The sequence below is a fragment of the Streptomyces longispororuber genome (genome assembly GCF_014656095.1).
GTDB classification, from domain to species: domain Bacteria; phylum Actinomycetota; class Actinomycetes; order Streptomycetales; family Streptomycetaceae; genus Streptomyces; species Streptomyces longispororuber.
The window spans coordinates 22,351-41,432 of the sequence record NZ_BNBT01000025.1; the positions used below are offsets into that span (position 1 = coordinate 22,351).

A 19,082-nucleotide genomic window follows, 5' to 3' on the forward strand; every position below is an offset into this window, starting at 1 on the left:
GCCCTTCTCGTCTCGGGCCGTCCCCCGGGTCGTGCAGCCAAGCAGCATCCCAAATCCCGCGCTGTGACGCGGGTGCCCCTATGAACCTTGGGAGTAGGCATCATGACCCAGCAGTCGCTGGAGCCCAGGACCACCCCGGAGGACGCGGGCCACGGCTCGCGCGTCCCCGCAGGGCGGTCCTGGCTCGACCGGTACTTCCACATATCCCACCGGGGATCGACGGTCGCGCGTGAGGTGCGCGGCGGCATCACGACCTTCATGGCGATGGCGTACATCGTCCTGCTCAACCCGCTGATCCTGTCCGGCAAGGACGCCGCGGGCGACACGATGGGCCAGAAGGCGCTCATCACCGCGACGGCCTTCGCCGCGGCCGTCACCACCCTGCTCATGGGCTTCGTCGGCAAGGTGCCGCTCGCGCTCGCCGCCGGGCTCTCGGTGTCCGGCGTCATCGCCTCCCAGGTCGCGCCCGAGATGACCTGGCCGCAGGCCATGGGCATGTGCGTGCTGTACGGCGTCGTGATCATGCTCCTGGTGGTCACCGGCCTGCGCGAGATGATCATGAACGCGATCCCGCTCGCCCTCAAGCACGGCATCACCATGGGCATCGGCCTGTTCATCGCCATCATCGGCCTGGTCAAGGGCGGCTTCGTGCACCCGGGCAAGGCCACCCCGCTCACCCTCGGCCCCGCCGGCGAACTCTCCGGCTGGCCCGTGCTGCTCTTCGCGGGCACCCTGCTCCTGATCTTCATGCTCCAGGCCCGGGACACCCCCGGCGCGATCCTCATCGGCATCGTCACCGGCACCGTCGTCGCGGTCGTCCTGAACGCGATGGACGTCATCGACCCCGAGCAGTGGGCCAACGGTGCCCCTGAACTGCACGGCAGCGCGGTGTCGTCACCCGACTTCTCGCTCTTCGGCGACGTCGCGTTCGGCGGCTGGGGCGAGGTCGGCGCGATGACCGTCGGCATGATCGTCTTCACCCTCGTCCTCGCGGGCTTCTTCGACGCGATGGCCACGATCATCGGCGTCGGCACCGAGGCCAACCTCGCCGACGACAAGGGCCGGATGCCGGGCCTGTCCAAGGCGCTGTTCATCGACGGCGCGGGCGGCGCGATCGGCGGCGTCGCCGGCGGCTCCGGCCAGACGGTCTTCGTGGAGTCCGCCACGGGCGTCGGCGAGGGCGCCAGGACCGGCCTGGCCTCCGTGGTCACCGGCCTGTTCTTCGCCGCCTGCCTGTTCTTCACCCCGCTGACCGCGATCGTCCCGCAGGAGGTCGCGTCCGCCGCGCTGGTCGTCATCGGCGCGATGATGATGTCGAACGCGCGGCACGTCGACTGGGCCGACCGGGGCACCGCGATCCCGGTCTTCCTGACCGTGGTCCTGATGCCCTTCACCTACACCATCACCACCGGCGTCGCCGCGGGCGTCATCGCCTGGGTCGCCATCAAGATCGCCCAGGGCAGGGCGCGGGAGATCGGGGCCTTCATGTGGGGCCTGACCGTGATCTTCCTCGTGTACTTCGCCCTCAACCCCATCGAGAGCTGGCTGGGCGTCCACTAGGCGCGCACGCCGTCCGTCCCGACCCGCCGGTGCCGCTCGTACCGCAGGTTCCGCGCGTACCACCGCGTTTGCGGGTACCGCTGGTTCTGCTGGTATCGCTGGTACCACTGGTACTGCCAAGGAGGCCGACATGCTGGACATCGCCGAGGAACTGCACCGGTGGGTCGAGCAGGGACGCGACTTCGCGGTCGCCACCGTGGTGGCGACCGGCGGCAGCGCGCCCCGCCAGCCCGGCGCCGCGCTCGCCGTCGACCGCGACGGCACGGCGATCGGCTCGGTCTCCGGCGGCTGCGTCGAGGGCGCGGTGTACGAGCTGTGCCGACAGGCCCTGGAGGACGGCTCGACGGTCCTCGAACGCTTCGGCTACAGCGACGACGACGCCTTCGCCGTGGGCCTCACCTGCGGCGGCGTCATCGACATCCTGGTCACACCGGTCCGCGCGGACGGTCCCGCGCGGCCGGTGTACGCCGCCGCCCTCGCCGGGGCCGCGCGGGGCGAGGCGGCGGCCGTCGCCCGCGTGACCTCGGGGCCGGAGGCGCTGCTCGGGCGGGTGCTCCTGGTGCGTGGCGCCGCCGGTCAGGAGGGCGGCTTCGGCGGTCACGAGGGCGGCCTCGGCGGCCACCCCGCGCTGGACCGGGCGGTGGCGGGGCAGGCCCGGGCGATGCTCGACGCGGGGCGGACCGGCACCGTGGAGATCGGCGCGGACGGCTCCCGCTGCGGGCAGCCGCTGACCGTCCTGGTCGAGTCCTCCGTGCCGCCGCCCCGCATGATCGTCTTCGGCGCCATCGACTTCGCGTCGGCGCTGGTGCGGGCGGGCAAGTTCCTCGGCCACCACGTGACCGTGTGCGACGCCCGGCCCGTCTTCGCCACCCGGGAGCGCTTCCCCGAGGCCGACGAGGTGGTGGTGCGCTGGCCGCACGAGTACCTCGCGGACACGGAGGTCGACGGGCGCACCGTGCTGTGCGTCCTCACCCACGACGCCAAGTTCGACGTGCCGCTGCTGCGGCTCGCGCTGCGCCTGCCCGTCGCGTACGTGGGCGCGATGGGGTCGCGCCGTACCCACCTGGACCGGCTGGCGCGGCTGCGGGAGGTCGGCGTGAGCGACCTCGAACTGGCCCGGCTGCGGTCGCCGATCGGCCTGGACCTCGGGGCGCGGACGCCGGAGGAGACGGCGCTGTCGATCGCGGCGGAGGTCGTGGCGCTGCGGCGGGGCGGGTCGGGCGTGCCCCTGACCGGGGCACACACTCCCATTCACCATGAGGGGGGTGGGGGGAGGGTGGGCTCGGTCGCCTGAAGGGCTGCGCCCGCGGCTGTTTTCACTGGGGCTGCTGCCTGCTGCCCTGCCTGCCTGCCTGGCTGGGCTGTGGGGGTGTCGCGCTTCGCGCTTGTCCTCAAACGCCGGACGGGCTGGGTGGGTGGGTGGGTTGTTGTTTGTTGGGTGTGTGCTGGTTGTCGGGGGGTTGTCGCGCTTCGCGCTCGTCCTCAAACGCCGGCGGGCTGGGGGAGCTGCTGGGTCTGGCTGGCTGGCTGCCTGGCCGAGTTGTGGGGGTGTCGCGCTTCGCGCTTGTCCTCAATCGCCGGACGGGCTGGGGGGTGCCGGACGGGCTGGGGGGGGTGCCTGCCTGGCTGGCTGGGGGGCTGCGGGGTTGTGGGGGTGTCGTGGTGCGTGGTTGTTGTGCAGGGGTGGGTGGGTGGGTAAGTGGGCTGGCGGGCCGGGCTGGCTGTGCGTGTGCCTGTGGTTGGGTGCGTGGTGGCGTGACGAGGTCGGCGGTGAGCCCGTGTTGTGGGGGCGCGGCGCGGGGTCGGGCCTGATTGCTCTCGTACTCCCTACCGTCGGCATGGAGCGCGGCACTTGAGGGCGCCCGAGTGGCGACTGTCAGCCCGTCCGGCGTTTGCGGACGAGCGCGTAGCGCGATGTCCCCGCAGCCGGCCGGGCCCGCCGGGCGTGGTCACGCGGGTCCGCGGCGCAGCCACTGGCCGAGTGTCCGGCGTGGAGGGCGTACCACCACGCGGCCGTGGGCCTTCTGCCCGACCAGTTCCACGCGCAGCACGACCGGCGCCCCGGGACGCGCCGGGGTCCCGCGGTACGTGATCCGGCTGTGCACCAGGTGCAGGGCGTCCGTGTCGACCACGATGCCGGGCCTCGTGACCAGCGTCAGGGTCTTCCCCGTCATGGCCACGTCGATGCGCAGGGTGTCGTGCGTGATCACCGCGTCCGTGAAGTCGAGCGTCACCTCGCAGTAGGTCACCGCGAGTTCCAGTCTGCGCGGCACCACCCAGCGCCCCGTGCGCTCGACCGGGCCGCTGTGGACCTGGTCGATCCGGACCACGTCCTTGACCTCCGCGACGGTCGCGCCGGTGGTGGCCGACACGGGCGGCAGGTCCGCGGTCAGCGCGGCCAGTTCGCGCCGGGTCCGGGCCGACAGGGCGGCCTCCACGCGCTCGTCCAGTTCGTCGGCGGTCAGCAGGCCGTCCCCGGCCGCGATGCGCAGCACGTCCACCACCCGGTCCCGGTCCGCGTGCGAGGCCCGCACGTCGGGCGGCGAACCGGGGTCGGCACGCTGTCCGGTGGGCGACACCTCTCCCGACATCTCTCCCGGCATGCTTCCGTCCTGGTCCACTCGAAGGTCCCCGCGCGATGCGGCGTCGGCACAGGGAGAAGGCTAGCGCTATATCGCGACAGGGGCCCCGGCCGGGGCGAGCGGCGCGCGCGTTCAGAGACCCGACAGCCGCGGGTCGACGTCGCCCCGGCGGATGGTGATTTCCGCTACGCCGCGGTCCGCGGGGCCTCCGGCGGACCTCAGCGCCCGGCGCGTCACGGCGACCGCCGTGTCCGCCGCCTCGCCGGGCGTGCCGGCCGTCACCTGGAGGGTGGCGCCGACGGAGAAGACGGCACCGGTCGGACTGTTGGACGTGGCCGTCGGCACGATCTCGTAGCGCGGCTCCTCCGCCAGCGCGTCGACCATGCCCTCCAGGAGCCGCGCCCACGCGTCGTCGGCGACCTCCAGCAGGAGCTGTACGTCGACTTCCCAGTCACCGGCCATGCCGAGAACCCTCATCCGTGTGCGCGTCCGTGTCCGTCTGCCCGGGCCCGCGTCGGCCGCCCGCCCGGAACCGCGCACTGTACTGCACCGCTGCGGCGCCCGGACCGAGCCGTCACAGGTCAGGCCCGGCCGCCGGACCGCTTGCCCCACCACAGCGCGACCGCCCCCAGGGCCACGCCCGCGCCGATGGCCCCCAGCGCCGCCGGGTGCTGCTCCACCCACATGCGCCGGCCGTCCGCCAGGGTGAGAGAGCCGAACAGGCGGCCGTGGCGGGCCGGGACGCAGCAGGCCAGGGCGAGGAACGCGAGGCTCCCCAGGGCCGCGAAGCCGGTGCCGCGCACCCACCGGCCCCGCTTCAGGGCGGCCCCCGCCGGTCCCCAGGCGCAGACGACGGCGCTGCCGCAGAACGAGCCGAAGGCGTAGGCGGCACCCGGACCGAGTCCCGCCACCCACCGCCACAGCCGGTCGCCCGCGAAGGCCGACACTCCGCCGCCGGCGAGGAGGAGCCAGGCCAGCTTCGTGGCGTGGCGCTCGGACAAGGTGAATGTACGGGGCATTCAGTTAAGGCTACGGGAGGGCGCGGAGCATGATCGGGCCGAGGTCCGGTTCCCGGGCGCGGGCAGGGTGCGCCGGACCGGCTCCCGTGCGCCAGGGGCGCAAGTCGTGGCCCACGCGCGCCGGCGGCGCGAGCCGTGACCCCCGTACCGCAGCGACGGGCGCTGAACCGGGGGCCGGGGTGGGGGACGGGGCGGGGGAGAAGCGGAGCAGGTCCGCCGGGTTCCGGTGGTGCGGGCGGGGCGTCACCATGGGGAGATGGACCCCCAACGGCTCGCCAGGCGCGACGAGTTGATGCGTGACCCGTATCCGCTGTACGCGCGGGCCCGGAGGGCGGAAGGGCTCACGTACGTGCCCGAGTTCGGTGCCTGGCTCGTCGCCAGGGACGCCGACGTACGGGAGGTGCTGCGCAGGCCCGACGTGTTCTCGTCGGCGAACGCGGTCCGCGGCGGCGTGCTGCCCTCCCCGGCGGCGCTGGCCGTGCTCGCCGAGGGCGACGGCGGCGGCCCGCGCGGGCGCGTGGTGGTCACCGCGGACGGGCCGACGCACCGGCGGCTGCGCGCGCCGCTGCTGCGCGGCCTCGCCCCGGCCCGCGTAGCCGCCGTGCTGCCGTACGTGACCGGGCGCGCGGAGGCGCTCGTCGACGCGTTCGCGGACGACGGCCGCGTGGAGGTGATGGGGGCGTACGCCATGCGCCTGCCGGGGCAGGTGATCGGGCACGTCCTCGGCTTCGACCCCGCCGACGTACCGCTGGTCGTGCGCGGCGGACACCGTACCGAACAACTGCTGCACCGGCCGTCCGGCGAGGACGAGCAGGTCGCGGCGGCGCGCGACATGGTCGCCCTGCGGCGGCTCCTCGACCGCTACGTGCGCGAGCGGTACGCGGCGCCGCGCGACGACCTGTGCAGCGAGCTGGTCACCTCGCTGGTCCGCCCGGACGACGGGGAGGAGGGGGAGCCGGGCGAGCTGACCCTCGACCGGCGCAGGGAGCTGGTCGCCCACCTGAACAACTTCCTGCTCGCCGGGCACCTCACCACCACGGCCCTCATCGGCACGGCGCTGCTGCACCTGGCGCGCCACCCGGAGCAGTGGCGGCTGGTGTGCGAGCGGCCGGAGCGGATGGTGCCCGCCGCCATCGAGGAGACGGCCCGCTACGACACCGCGCTCCAGGGGTTCCGCCGGGTCACGACGCGGCCGGCGACCCTCGCGGGGACCGAACTGCCCGCGGGCGCCGAGCTGCTCGTCGGGTTCGGCTCGGCGGGGCGTGACGGCGCCCGCCACCCGCGCCCGGACGTCTTCGACATCACGCGGCGGTCCGCCGCCCGGCACATCGCCTTCGGGCTCGGCGCCCACGCCTGCCCCGGGGCGCAGCTCGCGCGGGAGCAGGTGCGGGTGACCCTGGAGCTGTTCGCGCGCCGGTTCCCGGAGCTGCGGATCGACCCGGACCGCCCGCGGGTCACGATGCGGCCCACGCTCATCCACCGCGCCCCGGAGGCGCTGCACCTGACGTGGTGACCGGCCGCGCCCGGCCCGGGGCCGGCCGCCCCGACCTGGTGCCTAGCGGTACACCTTGCCCGGCTCCGCCTTGCCGGGCGCGAGGAGCTGGGGCACGGTGACGAAGACGTAGCCGCGCTTCTTCAGGTCCGCGATGATGCCGGGCACGGCCGGCACGGTGCCCTTGTAGATGTCGTGCAGCAGGATGATGCCGTCGCGGCTCGACTGCTCCAGGACCCGCTTGCGTATCAGCGCGGAGTCGTTGGTCGTGTAGTCCTTCGCCGTCACCGTCCACAGGATCTCGGCCAGACCGAGATCGCGGGAGATCTTGTTGACGGTGTCGTTCGTGCGGCCCTGCGGCGGGCGCATCAGCGTGGGCTTCTTGCCGATGAGCTTCTCGATCGCCTCGTTCGGGCGCTGGAGCTCCTTGCGCGCCTCCGCCGGGTCCAGCTTCGTCAGGATCTTGTGCGACCAGGTGTGGCTGGCGACCTCGTGCCCCTCGCGGTCCATCTGCTTCACGAGCTCGGGGTACTTCACGATGTGGTTCCTGCCGAGCGTGAAGAAGGTCGCGGGCACCTTCTCCTCCTTGAGGATGCGCAGCAGGCGCGGGGTGTTCTCGCTGGGGCCCGCGTCGAAGGTCAGCGCGATGCACTTGGCCTTGCGGCAGTCGACCGTGCCGAACGCCCCCGCGTCCTTCCCCTTCGCGCCCGCGGCGTCCTTGCGGACCGTGCTCGGCGAGACGGTGTCGAGGCTCGTGCACCCGGTGAGGGCGAGGGGCGCCGTCAGGCCCAGGGCGAGCGCGGCGGCGCCGAGGAGGGGGCGGCGCGGGCGCAACCTCTTCCCCGGGTTCTTCATCTTGGCAGTGGGACGACGCATGCGGGCACTATACATGTCGTGTATACGCCCTGTTCATAGTGGTCCGGCGGTCCCGTGGGCGGCGCCGGGCCGTCTCGAACGGGTGGTCGGACCGTCGCGGTGCATGAGGCGGCAGGGGCCGATGGGCTCACTGGGAGTGGCCGGGAGTCGGCGCAATCTCCTCTATCGGAATGGCCGGATCACACCCCAGCATGGCGAGTTGCCTGTGGCCTCGCCAGGGGGCCCCGGGTGTACGAAACGGGGGAACGACCATGCCAGGGACAAGACTGTCATCAGCCATGCCCGCACGCGGGCCGGGGGCGCCGCGACGTGCGACACCCCGCGACGAGGAGCCTCCACCGCCGGACCGGCGAGCATCCCTCCAGCAGGGCCGGGGCGTGCTCGCCGGAGCCTTCGCCCTGCTGGAGGCGTTGCGCCGGCGCGGCGGCGAGGCGAGCCTGACCGAACTCGCCCTCGCCTGCGCCCTGCCCAAGGGCAGCGCCCACCGCCTCCTCGACCAGCTCGGGCTGCTCGGCGCCGTGGAGCGCCGCGGCAACCGCTACGCCGTCGGGCCGCAGCTCTTCCGCCTCGGCCAGGCCTGGGACCCGCACCCGGGGCTGCGGGCCGCCGCGCGCATCCCGCTGCACCGGCTGCGCGCCTCGACCGGGGCCAGCGTCGTCCTCACCGTGCTGCGCGACGAACTCGCCCTCACGGTCGCCTCGGTGCCGGGCCGCGTCGAGGGCCTCGTCCCGGTCCGCAACGGCATGAGCTTCCCGCTGGACACCGCCGCGGGGCGCGTCTTCACCGACGGGCCCCGCGGCCCGGTCCTGGACCGCGAACAGGTGCAGGAGGGCGTGTCCTGCGTCGCCATGCCCGTGCGGGCGCCGGACGGGCGCACCGTCGCCGCCCTCGCGGCCGTGGTGCCCGCGAGCCAGCGGCTCGCCCAGGTGTCGGCGGCCACGGCCGCCGCGGCGGCCGCCGCCGAGGCGCGCCTCGCGCGCATGCCGCCGCGCGAACTCGCCGGGCGCCCGACGGTGCTCCTGTACTGAATTCCGCGCTCCTTCCTCCTCCTGCCCGCGGGGGGCCGCAAGGGAGTTCCGGTGAGCGGAACTCCCGTAGCGCGGCCCCCCGCGCCTTCGACATCGTGAGTCACCCGAAGCCGGGGAATAGCCCGCCGGATTCGGGGGCGGCGGACCGTGCGGCCCGCCGCGGGAAGCCCGGACGAGCGACTGCCGAACGATTCTGGGGGAATTCATGTACGGTGCCGAAGGTCCGGAGATCATCATCTGGGACATCACGTACGCGTGTCCCCTCCGCTGCGTCCACTGCTATTCCGAATCCGGCCGGCGGCCCTCGCGGCAATTGCGCTCCCCGGCGGACGCTCTGCGCGTCGCGGACGCCTTCCTCGCGCTGAAGCCGCGGGTGGTCTCCCTCGCGGGCGGTGAGCCGCTGCTCGTCAAGAACCTCCTGGACATCGCCCGGAAGCTGACCGACGCCTCCGTCTCCACCTGCCTGTACACCAGCGGCTGGCTCTTCGACGAGGCGCTGCCCGACCGGCTCGCCGAGGTCTTCGGCCAGATCACCGTCAGCGTCGACGGGGCGCGCAAGGCCACGCACGACCTCGTCCGCGGCCGGGCCGGATCCTTCGACCGGGCCCTGACGGCACTGGGCCACCTCGACGCGGCGGCCGCGCGCCGCGCCGCGGCCGGCGACAAGCCGCTGAATTTCACCGTGGAATACGTGGTCCTGCGCAGCAACTTCGGCGAGCTGGAGGATTTCGTACGCCTCATGGCCGAAAGGTTCCCGCGGCTGACGAGTATCACCTTCAACGCGGCCGCGCCCGCCGGACTCGGCAGCGGCATCGAATTCGGCGAGACGGAACTGCTGTTCGACGACCAGATGGAACTGCTGGTCTCGCCGGAATTCCGGGAACGCCTCCAGAGCGCCGCGGGCGCCGGTATCCGGGTGTACACCACCGACAATCTCGGTCTCGTCAGGCCGCCGGACCCGCGCCTGCCGCGCGACGGCTCCCACGTCATGCAGGTCGAGCCCGACGGCGAGGTCCGCTGGATGCCCGTGTACGAGGGTTCCGTCGGCAACCTGCTGCACGACGACCCGCACGCCGTCTGGGCGCGCGCCAAGGAGCGCTGGCTCGACCCGGGCGTCCTGGAGACGCTCGAACCGGTGCGGACCGTGCGCCAGTGGGCCCACGCGGTCCGGGAGCTCAACGACCGCTTCGCCGCCGACGCCGACCGGGAGCGGCTCGCACGCCGCAAGGCGCCGGTGCCGGTCGCCCTCTCGGCCAGGCCGTCCCGATGACCTCGGCGGCCACACCCCCGGCGGCCTCTCCCGAGGCGGGTCCCCCCGCGGCGACACCACCCGCCGCCACGCCACCGCCCCCCTCGGCCCAGGCGCCCGCCACCGCCCCGGCGTCGCCGATGATGACGCCCGAGGACTTCCACCGCTTCTGCCTCGCCGACCCCGTCTTCTTCGAGCGCCCCGAGCTGCTCGCCGACGACGCCGAGCGGTTCACGGCCACGCACCTCCCGCCGCCGCCCGGCTGGCGGCGCACCGAGTCGGACTGGTGGGTGCGGCTGCGGCCCGCGGGCCCGGCGCTGCCCGCGGCGGGCTGGCTCGTGCACGTCTCCGTCGGCCCCGCCGACCTGGAGAAGACCGTCGAGATCGTCCGGGGCCACTGCGTCGAGCACGGGGTGCCCTTCGACTTCGTCCGCAGCACCACCACCGCCCGCGAGGTCAACGGCGACCGCGCGGACCGCTTCGGCTGCGGCCGCCTGATCACGGTGTACGCCGTCGACGACGCCGTCCTGACCAGGACGCTCACCGACCTGCACGCGCTCCTGCACGGCATGAGCGGCCCCGGCGTCCTCGGCGCCCTCGCCCACCGCGACGGACCGCTGCACGTCCGCCACGGCCCGTACGACGACCGCGCCCGCCCCGGCGGTGCCGTCTTCACCCCGCCGCGGGACCGGCCCCTGCCGCCCGTCCTCGCCGAGGACCTCGCGGCCCGGCGCGCCGCCCCCGTCGGTGACTTCCCGTACCGGGTCCGACGCGCCCTGCGGCTCGGCTGCGGCGGCGGCACCTACCTGGCCGACGCCAGAGGCGGGCGCACCGTCGTCCTCAAGGAGGCCCGGCCCGGCGCCGGCCTCGACCCCGGCGGCACCGACGCCGTCGCCCGGCTCGCCCGGGAGGAGGAGAACCTCCGGCACCTCGAAGGCCTGCCGTGCGTCCCGGCGGTGGGACCCCACCGCATCGCCTCCGGGCACCACTTCCTGGAGGTCGAGCACGTCGAGGGCACCAACCTGTTCGCCGAGAGCCTCCGCCTGCCCCTGACGGGCCCGGCCGCGTACGCCCGGCGGGAAGCCCCGCGCCACGCCCGGTGGGCCCACCGCGTCCTGGGCCGCCTTGCCCAGGCCCTGGACGCCGTCCGCGCACGCGGCCTGCGCCTCGGCGAGCTGAAGCCGCACAACGTCGTCCTGCGCCCGGACGGCGGCGTCGTGCTCGTCGACCTCGCCTCCGCGACCGCCCTGGACGACACCCGCCCGCCCGCGCACGGCGACCCCGCCTTCACCGTGCCCCCGGGCCTGACCGCCGCCCAGGCGCACGCCTACCTGCTGGCCTGCGTCCGCGTGGCGCTGCTGCTGCCCGTCGACCACCACGACCCGGTCAAGGTGCCCACCGTCGTCTCCGCGATCGCCCGCCACTACCCGCTGCCGCCCGGACAGGGGGACCAGATGCTCGCCGCGCTCCTTCCGCACGGCAGGCCGCGACGGCCCGACACCGCGGGCGAGTTGTTCGCCGCCGAGCCGTTCGACTGGCCGCTCGTCCGCGACGCGCTCGTCCGGGGCATCCACCTCTCCGCCACGCCCGAGCGCGCCGACCGGCTCTTCCCCGGTACGCCCACCGGGCCGCGGGCCCTCGGCGGCGCCTCGTTCGGGTACGGCGCGGCCGGGGTGCTGTACGCCCTGCACCAGGCGGGCGCGGAGGTCCCCGAGGAGTACGCGCGCTGGCTCGTCGACGCCGCCCGCGCCGTGGCGAACCCGCCGCCCGGCCTCTACGACGGCCTGCACGGCGTCGCGTACACCCTCGACGTGCTCGGCCACCGGGACGAGGCGCTCGCCCTGCTCGGCCGCTGCCCCGCCGCCCCGGAGGCAGACCTGGTCGGCGGGCGCGCCGGGATCGCCCTGAACCTGCTGCACTTCGCCGCCGCCACGGGCGACCAGCGCCACGCCGACGAGGCGCTGCGCCTGGCCGGGACGCTCGACGCCCAGGCGCCGCCGCCCGCGCGCCCCGACCGGTACGAACCCGTCGGCCTGCTGCACGGCCCGACGGGCGCCGCCCTCCTGCACTGCCGGCTGCACGAGCTGACCGGCGACGAGGGCCACCTCGACCGGGCCGAGCGCCACCTGGCGCACGACCTCGCCCGCTGCGTGACCGCGCCCGACGGCGGAGTCCACCTGCGGCACTCCACCACGATGCTGCCCTATCTGCACGGCGGGAGCTGGGGCCTGGCCGCCGTCCTGCCGTACCTGCTGCGCCACCGCCCGGACGCCGGACGCGCGGCGCTCCTCGCCGGGGTGTACCGCACCTGCGGCTCCGTGTACGTGCGCTTCCCCGGGCTGCTGCGGGGCCGCGCGGGCGCCGTCGCCACCCTGGCGGCGGCACAGCGCGACCCGGGCCGCGCGGCGCCGGACCGCGCCGCGCACCGCCGGGCGCTGGAGGCGCAGATCCGCCTGCTGGCCTGGCACGCCCGCACCTGGCGGGGGGCGCTCGCCTTCCCCGGGCTGCGGATGCCCCGCCTCTCCATGGACCTGGCCACCGGTTCCGCCGGTGTCCTGCTCGCCCTGGCCGCGGCGTTCGACGGGGCGACGGCCCTGCCGCACCTCCAGCCGCGGTCGGCCGCCCGACCGGACAGACGAAAGGAGGTGAACCCATGACCGACATCCTCGAACTCCAGGAGCTGGAGGAGGACACCCTGTCGCTGTGGCCTTGCAACTCCGGCAGCAGCGCGAGTGGTTTCGCGTTCCTCTGAGCGCCACGGCGCCGCTGAGAAGAGGGGTCGGGCGGCCGACGGCGATGCCCTGGCCGCGACCGCCCGGCCCCGGGCCACGGAAGGAAGTGCACCGCCCCATGAGCCATCCGGACGCCACCCCGATGGACGCCACCCCGACGGACGCCACCCCGACGGACGCCGTCCCGCCGGTCGCCGCCCCGGCCGAGGCCCCGCTGTTCGCCGACGGGCCGGAGCACCTCGACGACGACAGGACGTGGTTCGCCCGCACCCGCGCCCCCGCGCCGGACGGCTGGGACCGCCTCGACAAGGGCACCTGGGTCAACCTCAGGCCCACCGGCGCCCGGCTGCCCCGGCAGGGCTGGAAGGTGCACGCCTCGGCGACCCTGGCCGACGCCGAGCGGGTCGTCGACACCGTCTGGGAGTACTGCGTCGCGCACGGCATCGCGTTCAAGTTCCTGCGCGGCACGGCGATCCTCCACCAGGTCGACGGCAAGCCCGCGCCCCGCTCCTCCGGCGGCAAGCTCGTCACCCTCTACCCGGCCGACGAGACCGTGCTCGACCTCACCCTCAAGGAGCTGTCCCCGCTCCTGCACGGCGTCCGGGGGCCGTACGTCCTCAACGACCTGCGCTGGGGCGGGGGACCGCTGTTCGTGCGCTACGGCGCCTTCGAGGAGCGCTACTGCTTCTCGCCGGAGGGCGCGTACGTGGCCGCCGTGGAGCGGCCCGACGGCGTACTCGTCCCGGACACGCGCGGCGCCTCCTTCCAGGTGCCCGACTGGGTGGAGGTCCCGGCGTCCGTCCAGGAGCAGATCGACGCCGCCCGGGCCGAACGCGCGGGCGCCTTCCCGTTCCGCGTCGAGAAGGTCCTCCGCTTCAGCAACGGCGGCGGGGTCTACCGCGCGGTGGAACGCGACACGGGCCGCACGGTCGTGCTGCGCGAGGCCCGCCCGCACGCCGGCCTCGACCTGCACGGCGCCGACGCCGTCGCCCGGCTCGTCCGCGAGCACGCGACGCTGGTGCGCCTGGACGGCCTCGGCGGCCGCGCCCCGAAGGCGTACGGGCGCCTGCGCCACTGGGAACACCACTACCTCGTCGAGGAGTTCGTCGAGGGCGAGCCGCTGCACGAGGCCGTCGGCCGCCGCCACCCGCTGCTGCGCCCGGGCCCCACCGAGGACGAGATCGCCGCCTACGCCGCCTGGGCGCACACCACGTACACGCGCATCGAGGAGGCCCTGGCCGCCCTGCACGCGCGCGGCGTCGCCCTCGGCGACCTCAAGCCCGGCAACGTCATGGTCCGCCCCGACGGCTCGGTCTGCCTCGTGGACTTCGAGACCGCCCACGACGTCCGCGGGACCGGCGCCCGGCCCGCCCTGGCCACCGAGGGGTTCAGCGCCCCCTGGGCCCCCACGGGCGTGGCCGCCGACGAGTACGCCCTGGCCTGCGTCCGGCTCGCGCTGTACCTGCCGCTGACGGAGCTGCTGCGGTTCGCGCCCGGCGGCTCGCACGACCCCGGTGACCCGGGCAAGCACCGCCAGCTCGTCGCGGCGGCCGCGCGCCGCTTCCCGGTCCCCGACGACTTCGCCCCCGCCCTGTTGCGCCGCCTCACACCCCCGCCGACCGCGCGGACGCCGTACACAGGGGAGACGCCGTACACAGGGGACACGGGCGACACGTCGTACGCGGACACCCCGTACGACGACATCCCGTACGACGACATCCCGCACGCGGGGACACCGGACGTGCGGGCACGCGGCTGGGGCGAGGGCGGCGACCGGGACGCCCTCCTCGACGGTCTGCGCGACGCCATCACCGCCAGTGCGACACCCGACCGGGAGGACCGGCTCTTCCCGGGCGACGTGCGGCAGTTCGACCACCAGGGCGCCGCGTTCGCGTTCGGCGCGGCCGGGGTGCTGCACGCCCTGCACCGCACCGGCCGCGCCGACCACCCCGGCTTCGCGGAGCACACCGCCTGGCTCGTCCGGGCCGCCCGCCGCACCCGGTGGCCGCGCCCCGGCCTGTACGACGGCGTGGCCGGTGTCGCCTACGTCCTCGACGAACTCGGCCTGCGCGCCGAGGCCCACGAGGCCCTGGACCGGCTCGACGCCTTCGACCCGCACCGCTGCGGCTCCGGGCTCTTCGGCGGCCTCGCGGGCATCGGCCTCACCCTGCTGCACTTCGCCGCCGACGGGCGCGACAGCGGCACCGGCCGGGCGGTCGCCCTCGGCCGTGAACTGGTCCACCGGCTCGGCGCCGACCCGGGCACCCCCGGCCTGCTGCACGGCTGGTCGGGCCCGGCCCTGTTCTTCATCCGCCTGGCCACGGCCACGGGTGACCCGTCCTGGCTGCGGCACGCCGAAACAGCCCTGGCCCGGGACCTCGGCCGGCTGGGCGTCCCCCGCGGGAACCGCCTCCAGGCGCGCACCGGACCGCGCTGGGACACCGCCCTCGGCCACGGCAGCGCGGGCATCGGCCTCGCCCTCGACGCGTACCTGCGCGTCCGCGACGACCCGCACCTGGCCGGGGTCCGCGACCGCGTCCGGGACGGCCTCGACACCGAACTCCTCTTGAACGCGGGCCTGTTGAACGGCCAGGCGGGCGTCCTGCTCGCCTGCGCCCACCTCGGCGCGCCCACCGCGACGCACCTGAGGTCCCTCGGCCTGCACGCCGTGCGCTACCGCAGGCACCCCGCGTTCGCCCTCGACGGCCGGCTGCGCCTGTCGATGGACCTCGCCACCGGCACGGCGGGCGTCCTGCTCGCCGCCCACGCCGCGCACACCGGCGTCACGGCCCACGCGCTGCCCTTCCTCACCATCGGCCCGTGACCACCGCCGGGGCCCCGAAAACGCGCCACCGCCTGCTGCGCAACCGCGACTTCCAGCTCCTGGTGTGGGGGCAGGGCCTGTCCGCGCTCGGCACCGGCGCCGCCGCGCTCACCCTGCCGCTGCTCGTCCTCGCGGAGACCGGGTCGCCGCTGCGCGTGGGCCTGGTGGAGGCGGTGTGGACGGGCGCCGTCGCCGTGGCGTGCCTGGCGGCGGGCACCCTCGCCGACCGCTTCGACCGGCGCGCCCTCATGCTGTGGTGCGAGTACGGCCGCGTGGCCGTCAGCGCCGCCTTCGCGGCCGCCGTCGCCCTCGGCCACACCACCCTGCCCGTCCTCTTCGGCGCCGGGGTGCTGCTCGGGCTGCTCACCGCGCCGTTCAGCACGGCCGGGCTCGCCTCGCTGCCCAAGCTCGTCCCCGCGGACCGGCTCGCCGCCGCGCTCGCCGTCACCCGGGTGCGCGGCCAGCTCGCCGCGCTGCTCGGGCCCCTCGCGGGCGGCGCCCTGTTCGCCGTCGGGCGGAGCCTGCCGTTCTGGCTGAACGCCGCCTCGTTCCTCGTCTCCGCGGCCACCGTGCACGCCCTGCGCACCCCGCTCGACGCCGCCGAACGGGCCGAACCGCGCTGGTGGGCGGCGTTCCGCGACGGCGTCCGCTTCCTCTGGCGCGACCAGGTGCTGCGCCGCCTCACCCTCATCGCCTCCGCGCAGGCCTTCGCCGTCGACGGCATCGCCCTCACCGTCGTCGTGGTCAGCCGCGAGCACGGCACCTCCGGCCTCACCATCGGCCTGCTGTACGACTGCTGGGCCGCCGGGGCGCTCGCCGGGGCACTGCTCGCGCCGCGCCTCGTCGACCGGGTCCCGTACCGCACCGTGCTCCTGGCGAGCGGCGCGGTGTGCTCGCTCGTGGTGCCGCCGATGGCGCTCAGCGCGGCCCCGGCCGCCCTCGCCCCGCTGCTCGCCGTGTGCGCGACCGCCGTCGCCGCGTCCGGCTCCGTCATGACGTACGCCCAGGTCGTGCGCACCCCCGACACCTTGCAGGGCCGCGTGCACAGCGGCATCGCGCTGCTGCTGCTCGCGGCGCCCCCGCTCGGCTCGGCGCTCGCGGGCCTGCTCCTCGAACGGCTCCCGGACGCGGTGCCCTACCTCGCCTTCGGCGGGCTGCTCCTGCTGCTCACCCTGGCCACGTCGCAGATGCCGCCGACGTCGACGGTCTCGCCGCGCCCGGCGTAGACCTCCGTGATCCCGACGGTCCGGCCCCGTGGCGAGACGCACGAGAGCTGGTAGGCCTCCTTCTCGCCGTACGTGGTCGGCACCGGCGAGGCGAAGTCGACGCGCCCCCTCCAGTCGTCGACGGCGGCGGGGTCGGCCTGCGCGACGTTGACGAGGACCGCGCGGTAGGTGCCGGGGGGCGGGTCGAACAGCACGGCGCGGGCCGACGTCTCGCCACTGGTGTCCGAGGCGACGGGCGCCCCGGAGGCGTCGTACACGTACAGGTCCCAGTGCGTGCGGGGCGAGCCCCACGAGACGGCGACCGCCATCCTGCCGTTGTCCGCCTCCGGCGGCCCGGCGACCCGGAACGTGAAGCTCTCCGCGGCCGGGTCCGCCGGGTAGTCCTCGTTGACCGGCGGCACGCCCGGCGGGTTGACCACCGCGATGCCTGCCTGCGGCGGCCCCTGCGGGTCGCGGCCCAGGCGCCCGGCGACGTACGGCCGCGTGGACGGGTTGACCGCCCACCGGAACCGCCCGCCGGGCGCGGTGAGCGACGAGCGGAGGTCGTCCCGCACGGACAGCGGCGGCTTCGTCGAACCGTCCGGCTGGAGCACCGGCGAGGTCGGCGTGCGGAACGTCTTGCGCAGCGCCAGCCGGTGGCCCGCGGGCGCCCGCCCGGTCAGCGTCGCGTGCGTGGCCGGGTCGGCGGCGTGCCCGAGCACGGCGAGCAGCGCCCCGCGGTTGCCGCCCCTGCCCGCCCCGGGCGCCGGGGGCAGCCCCGCGTACTCGGCGACCACGGACCGCGCGTACGGCCCGTGGAAGCCGGGGCCCGCGAGCTCCACCGTGAACCCCCAGCCGCCGGTCGCCCAGTACGACCAGTCCTCCGTGGAGCCGGTGTTGTCGTAGAGCTGCCAGCTCGGCCGCGACGGGTAGCCCGTACGGGCGGCGAGCACGTCGCCCAGGGCCCGGTACGCGGGCTCGTCCAGCGGCGGCCGGGTGTCGGCGAGGCCGGGCGGGCGCAGCACCACGGCGGCCGGGGTGTGCAGCGTGGTCAGGTTCGTCACCTGGCGGGACGACACGAGGGCCCGGACGTTGCGCACCTCGGGCTCGCTGAACGGGGCGGGCCCCCGGTAGGTGTCGCCGTTCCAGTCGAGCCCGGCGCCGGGGCCGCCCCAGAAGCCGCCGTAGTTGCGGTTGGGGTCGGTGCCGCGCTCGCGGCCCGCCGGGTTGGCCTTGCAGACACCGGTCGCGTACGCGGGCGGTGAGTCCCGCAGGCTGCAGTTCTTCCGCTTCATCTCGTAGTCGAAGCGGCTGTGGTCGCCCCTCGGCTCCGCCTCGCGCGAGACCGCGAACCCGTCCGGGTTGACCACGGGCACCACCACGCTGCGCACCCGCGCGACCAGCCCCTTGACGGGCCCGCGCCGCCGGAGCAGGTCGTACGCCCACTCCAGGGCGACCTCGCCGCTCGGCCACTCGCGGGCGTGGTGCAGCCCCAGGGTGAGGTTCACCGGCCTGCCGTCGTCCGCGCGCCGGACGCCGGCGGCGATCTCCAGAGCGACGACGTCCCGGCCCTCCCGGGTCGGCTCGGGCAGCGTGAACGCCCGGGCCAGGCGGGGGTGCCGGCGGGCCAGCTCCTTCATCTCGTACTCGTAGTCGTACAGGTGCCGGTAGGCGGTACGCCCCGACGGCAGTGGGGACGTCGCGGTGCGCGCGGCGTACGCCCGGTCCGCCCGCGCGTCCCGCAGCGCGCGGCGCGCCAGGTCCGGCTCCACCACCCGCCAGGTGAACCCGGCCCGGGCCAGCGCCGTCCGCTCGGCCGCCCCGGACAGGACGACGTCGAGCCCGCGCGCGTCGCCCCCGCCGGTGACGTCGAAGCCGAGCCGGGCGAGCCGGTCGCGGTCGGCGCGGCCCGGGGCGTGGACGCGGACGAGCTGGGGCGGCGTACTCGCGCGCGGCCCGGCCGGTCCCGGCGCACGCGAGGGCCCCACGGCCCCCGCGAGGAAGTCGAGGCCCAGGCGCGCCTCCCGGGCCGCCCCGCCGTACCGGCACCCCTGCACCACGAGCCGCTGCCCGCGCCGCACGAAGCCCTCGGCGAGCTCCCGCGAGCGCGGCGCGGCCGAGGCGGCGACGACCCGGCCGGTGCCCCGGTCGAAGACCGCCACGTCCCAGTCGCCGCCGGGCCGGTGCCCGCCGCGCCCCCGCCCGGGGAACAGCCGGGCCTGCACGATCCCGTCCACCCGGGCGGTGACCTCCCGCCGGTCGGCGCCCGCGGCCCCCTCGGGCAGCAACCGCCCGAAGCAGGGCCGCGCCACGGCCCGCTCGGCCCGCAGCACCTCCGCCGGGGCGGCCCGCGCGGCACCCTTGGACGGCACGGCGAGCACCGCCCCCACGACCACCAGCACCGCCCCCGCGGCAACGCCCCCGCGCACCCCGCGTCCGCCCGCGCCCGGACCCCCCACGCTGCCCACCACCCCTCAGGCCCGGCGCCGGTCGCGCCGGTTGAGGACGAGGGTGG

Annotated in this window: 13 protein-coding genes; 8 read left to right on the forward strand and 5 right to left on the reverse strand. The window is 75.7% G+C overall.

Going from position 1 to position 19,082, the window contains the following annotated elements; translation table 11 throughout:
- The first annotated feature begins 102 nt into the window (after nt 1-102).
- The gene (locus IE330_RS11305; protein ID WP_190135789.1) at nt 103-1,560 is read left to right on the forward strand and encodes an NCS2 family permease; all 1,458 of its coding nucleotides are present in this window, start codon (nt 103-105) and stop codon (nt 1,558-1,560) included.
- A gap of 130 nt (nt 1,561-1,690) precedes the next feature.
- A complete protein-coding gene (locus tag IE330_RS11310) occupies nt 1,691-2,854 on the forward strand; it encodes an XdhC family protein (protein WP_190135790.1) in 1,164 nt (387 codons plus the stop codon).
- A 655-nt stretch (nt 2,855-3,509) separates the two neighbouring features.
- Here the strand turns inward: IE330_RS11310 and IE330_RS11315 are convergent.
- The 3 genes from IE330_RS11315 to IE330_RS11325 all read right to left on the reverse strand — a co-directional run bounded on the left by IE330_RS11315 (nt 3,510) and on the right by IE330_RS11325 (nt 5,161).
- The gene (locus tag IE330_RS11315) at nt 3,510-4,151 is read right to left on the reverse strand and encodes a DUF1707 SHOCT-like domain-containing protein (RefSeq protein WP_190135830.1); all 642 of its coding nucleotides are present in this window, start codon (nt 4,149-4,151) and stop codon (nt 3,510-3,512) included.
- Between the two features lie 123 nt (nt 4,152-4,274).
- Complete coding sequence (locus IE330_RS11320) at nt 4,275-4,604, reverse strand: hypothetical protein (RefSeq protein ID WP_190135791.1); 330 nt, start codon at nt 4,602-4,604, stop codon at nt 4,275-4,277.
- 119 nt (nt 4,605-4,723) lie between these two features.
- On the reverse strand, nt 4,724-5,161 hold the full coding sequence (locus IE330_RS11325) for a hypothetical protein (protein WP_190135792.1): 438 nt from the start codon (nt 5,159-5,161) through the stop codon (nt 4,724-4,726).
- Between the two features lie 256 nt (nt 5,162-5,417).
- Between IE330_RS11325 and IE330_RS11330 the strand changes: the two genes are divergently transcribed.
- A complete protein-coding gene (locus tag IE330_RS11330; RefSeq protein WP_190135793.1) occupies nt 5,418-6,674 on the forward strand; it encodes a cytochrome P450 in 1,257 nt (418 codons plus the stop codon).
- Nucleotides 6,675-6,716: 42 nt separating this feature from the next.
- Here IE330_RS11330 and IE330_RS11335 read toward each other — a convergent pair whose 3' ends face one another.
- Nucleotides 6,717-7,508 (reverse strand): polysaccharide deacetylase family protein, encoded by a 792-nt coding sequence (locus IE330_RS11335; RefSeq protein WP_229925567.1) that lies wholly within the window; start codon nt 7,506-7,508, stop codon nt 6,717-6,719.
- Nucleotides 7,509-7,906: 398 nt separating this feature from the next.
- Between IE330_RS11335 and IE330_RS11340 the strand changes: the two genes are divergently transcribed.
- The 5 genes from IE330_RS11340 (at nt 7,907) to IE330_RS11360 (ending at nt 16,588) form a co-directional block, all read left to right on the forward strand.
- The gene (locus tag IE330_RS11340; protein WP_229925560.1) at nt 7,907-8,557 is read left to right on the forward strand and encodes a helix-turn-helix domain-containing protein; all 651 of its coding nucleotides are present in this window, start codon (nt 7,907-7,909) and stop codon (nt 8,555-8,557) included.
- A gap of 205 nt (nt 8,558-8,762) precedes the next feature.
- Nucleotides 8,763-9,827 (forward strand): radical SAM protein, encoded by a 1,065-nt coding sequence (locus IE330_RS11345; protein ID WP_190135796.1) that lies wholly within the window; start codon nt 8,763-8,765, stop codon nt 9,825-9,827.
- A 119-nt stretch (nt 9,828-9,946) separates the two neighbouring features.
- Entirely contained in the window at nt 9,947-12,463 is a 2,517-nt protein-coding gene (gene lanKC / locus IE330_RS11350) for a class III lanthionine synthetase LanKC (RefSeq protein ID WP_190135797.1), read from the forward strand.
- A 193-nt stretch (nt 12,464-12,656) separates the two neighbouring features.
- Nucleotides 12,657-15,362 carry a class III lanthionine synthetase LanKC gene (lanKC, locus tag IE330_RS11355; RefSeq protein WP_190135798.1) on the forward strand — a complete coding sequence of 902 codons (2,706 nt, stop codon included), beginning with the start codon at nt 12,657-12,659 and terminating at the stop codon, nt 15,360-15,362.
- On the forward strand, nt 15,359-16,588 hold the full coding sequence (locus tag IE330_RS11360; RefSeq protein WP_190135799.1) for an MFS transporter: 1,230 nt from the start codon (nt 15,359-15,361) through the stop codon (nt 16,586-16,588). Before lanKC (IE330_RS11355) ends, IE330_RS11360 begins: the two co-directional genes overlap by 4 nt.
- Here the strand turns inward: IE330_RS11360 and IE330_RS11365 are convergent.
- On the reverse strand, nt 16,498-18,996 hold the full coding sequence (locus IE330_RS11365; protein WP_229925561.1) for a M14 family zinc carboxypeptidase: 2,499 nt from the start codon (nt 18,994-18,996) through the stop codon (nt 16,498-16,500). The two genes, IE330_RS11360 and IE330_RS11365, sit on opposite strands and share 91 nt — an antisense overlap.
- Nucleotides 18,997-19,082: the final 86 nt, after the last annotated feature.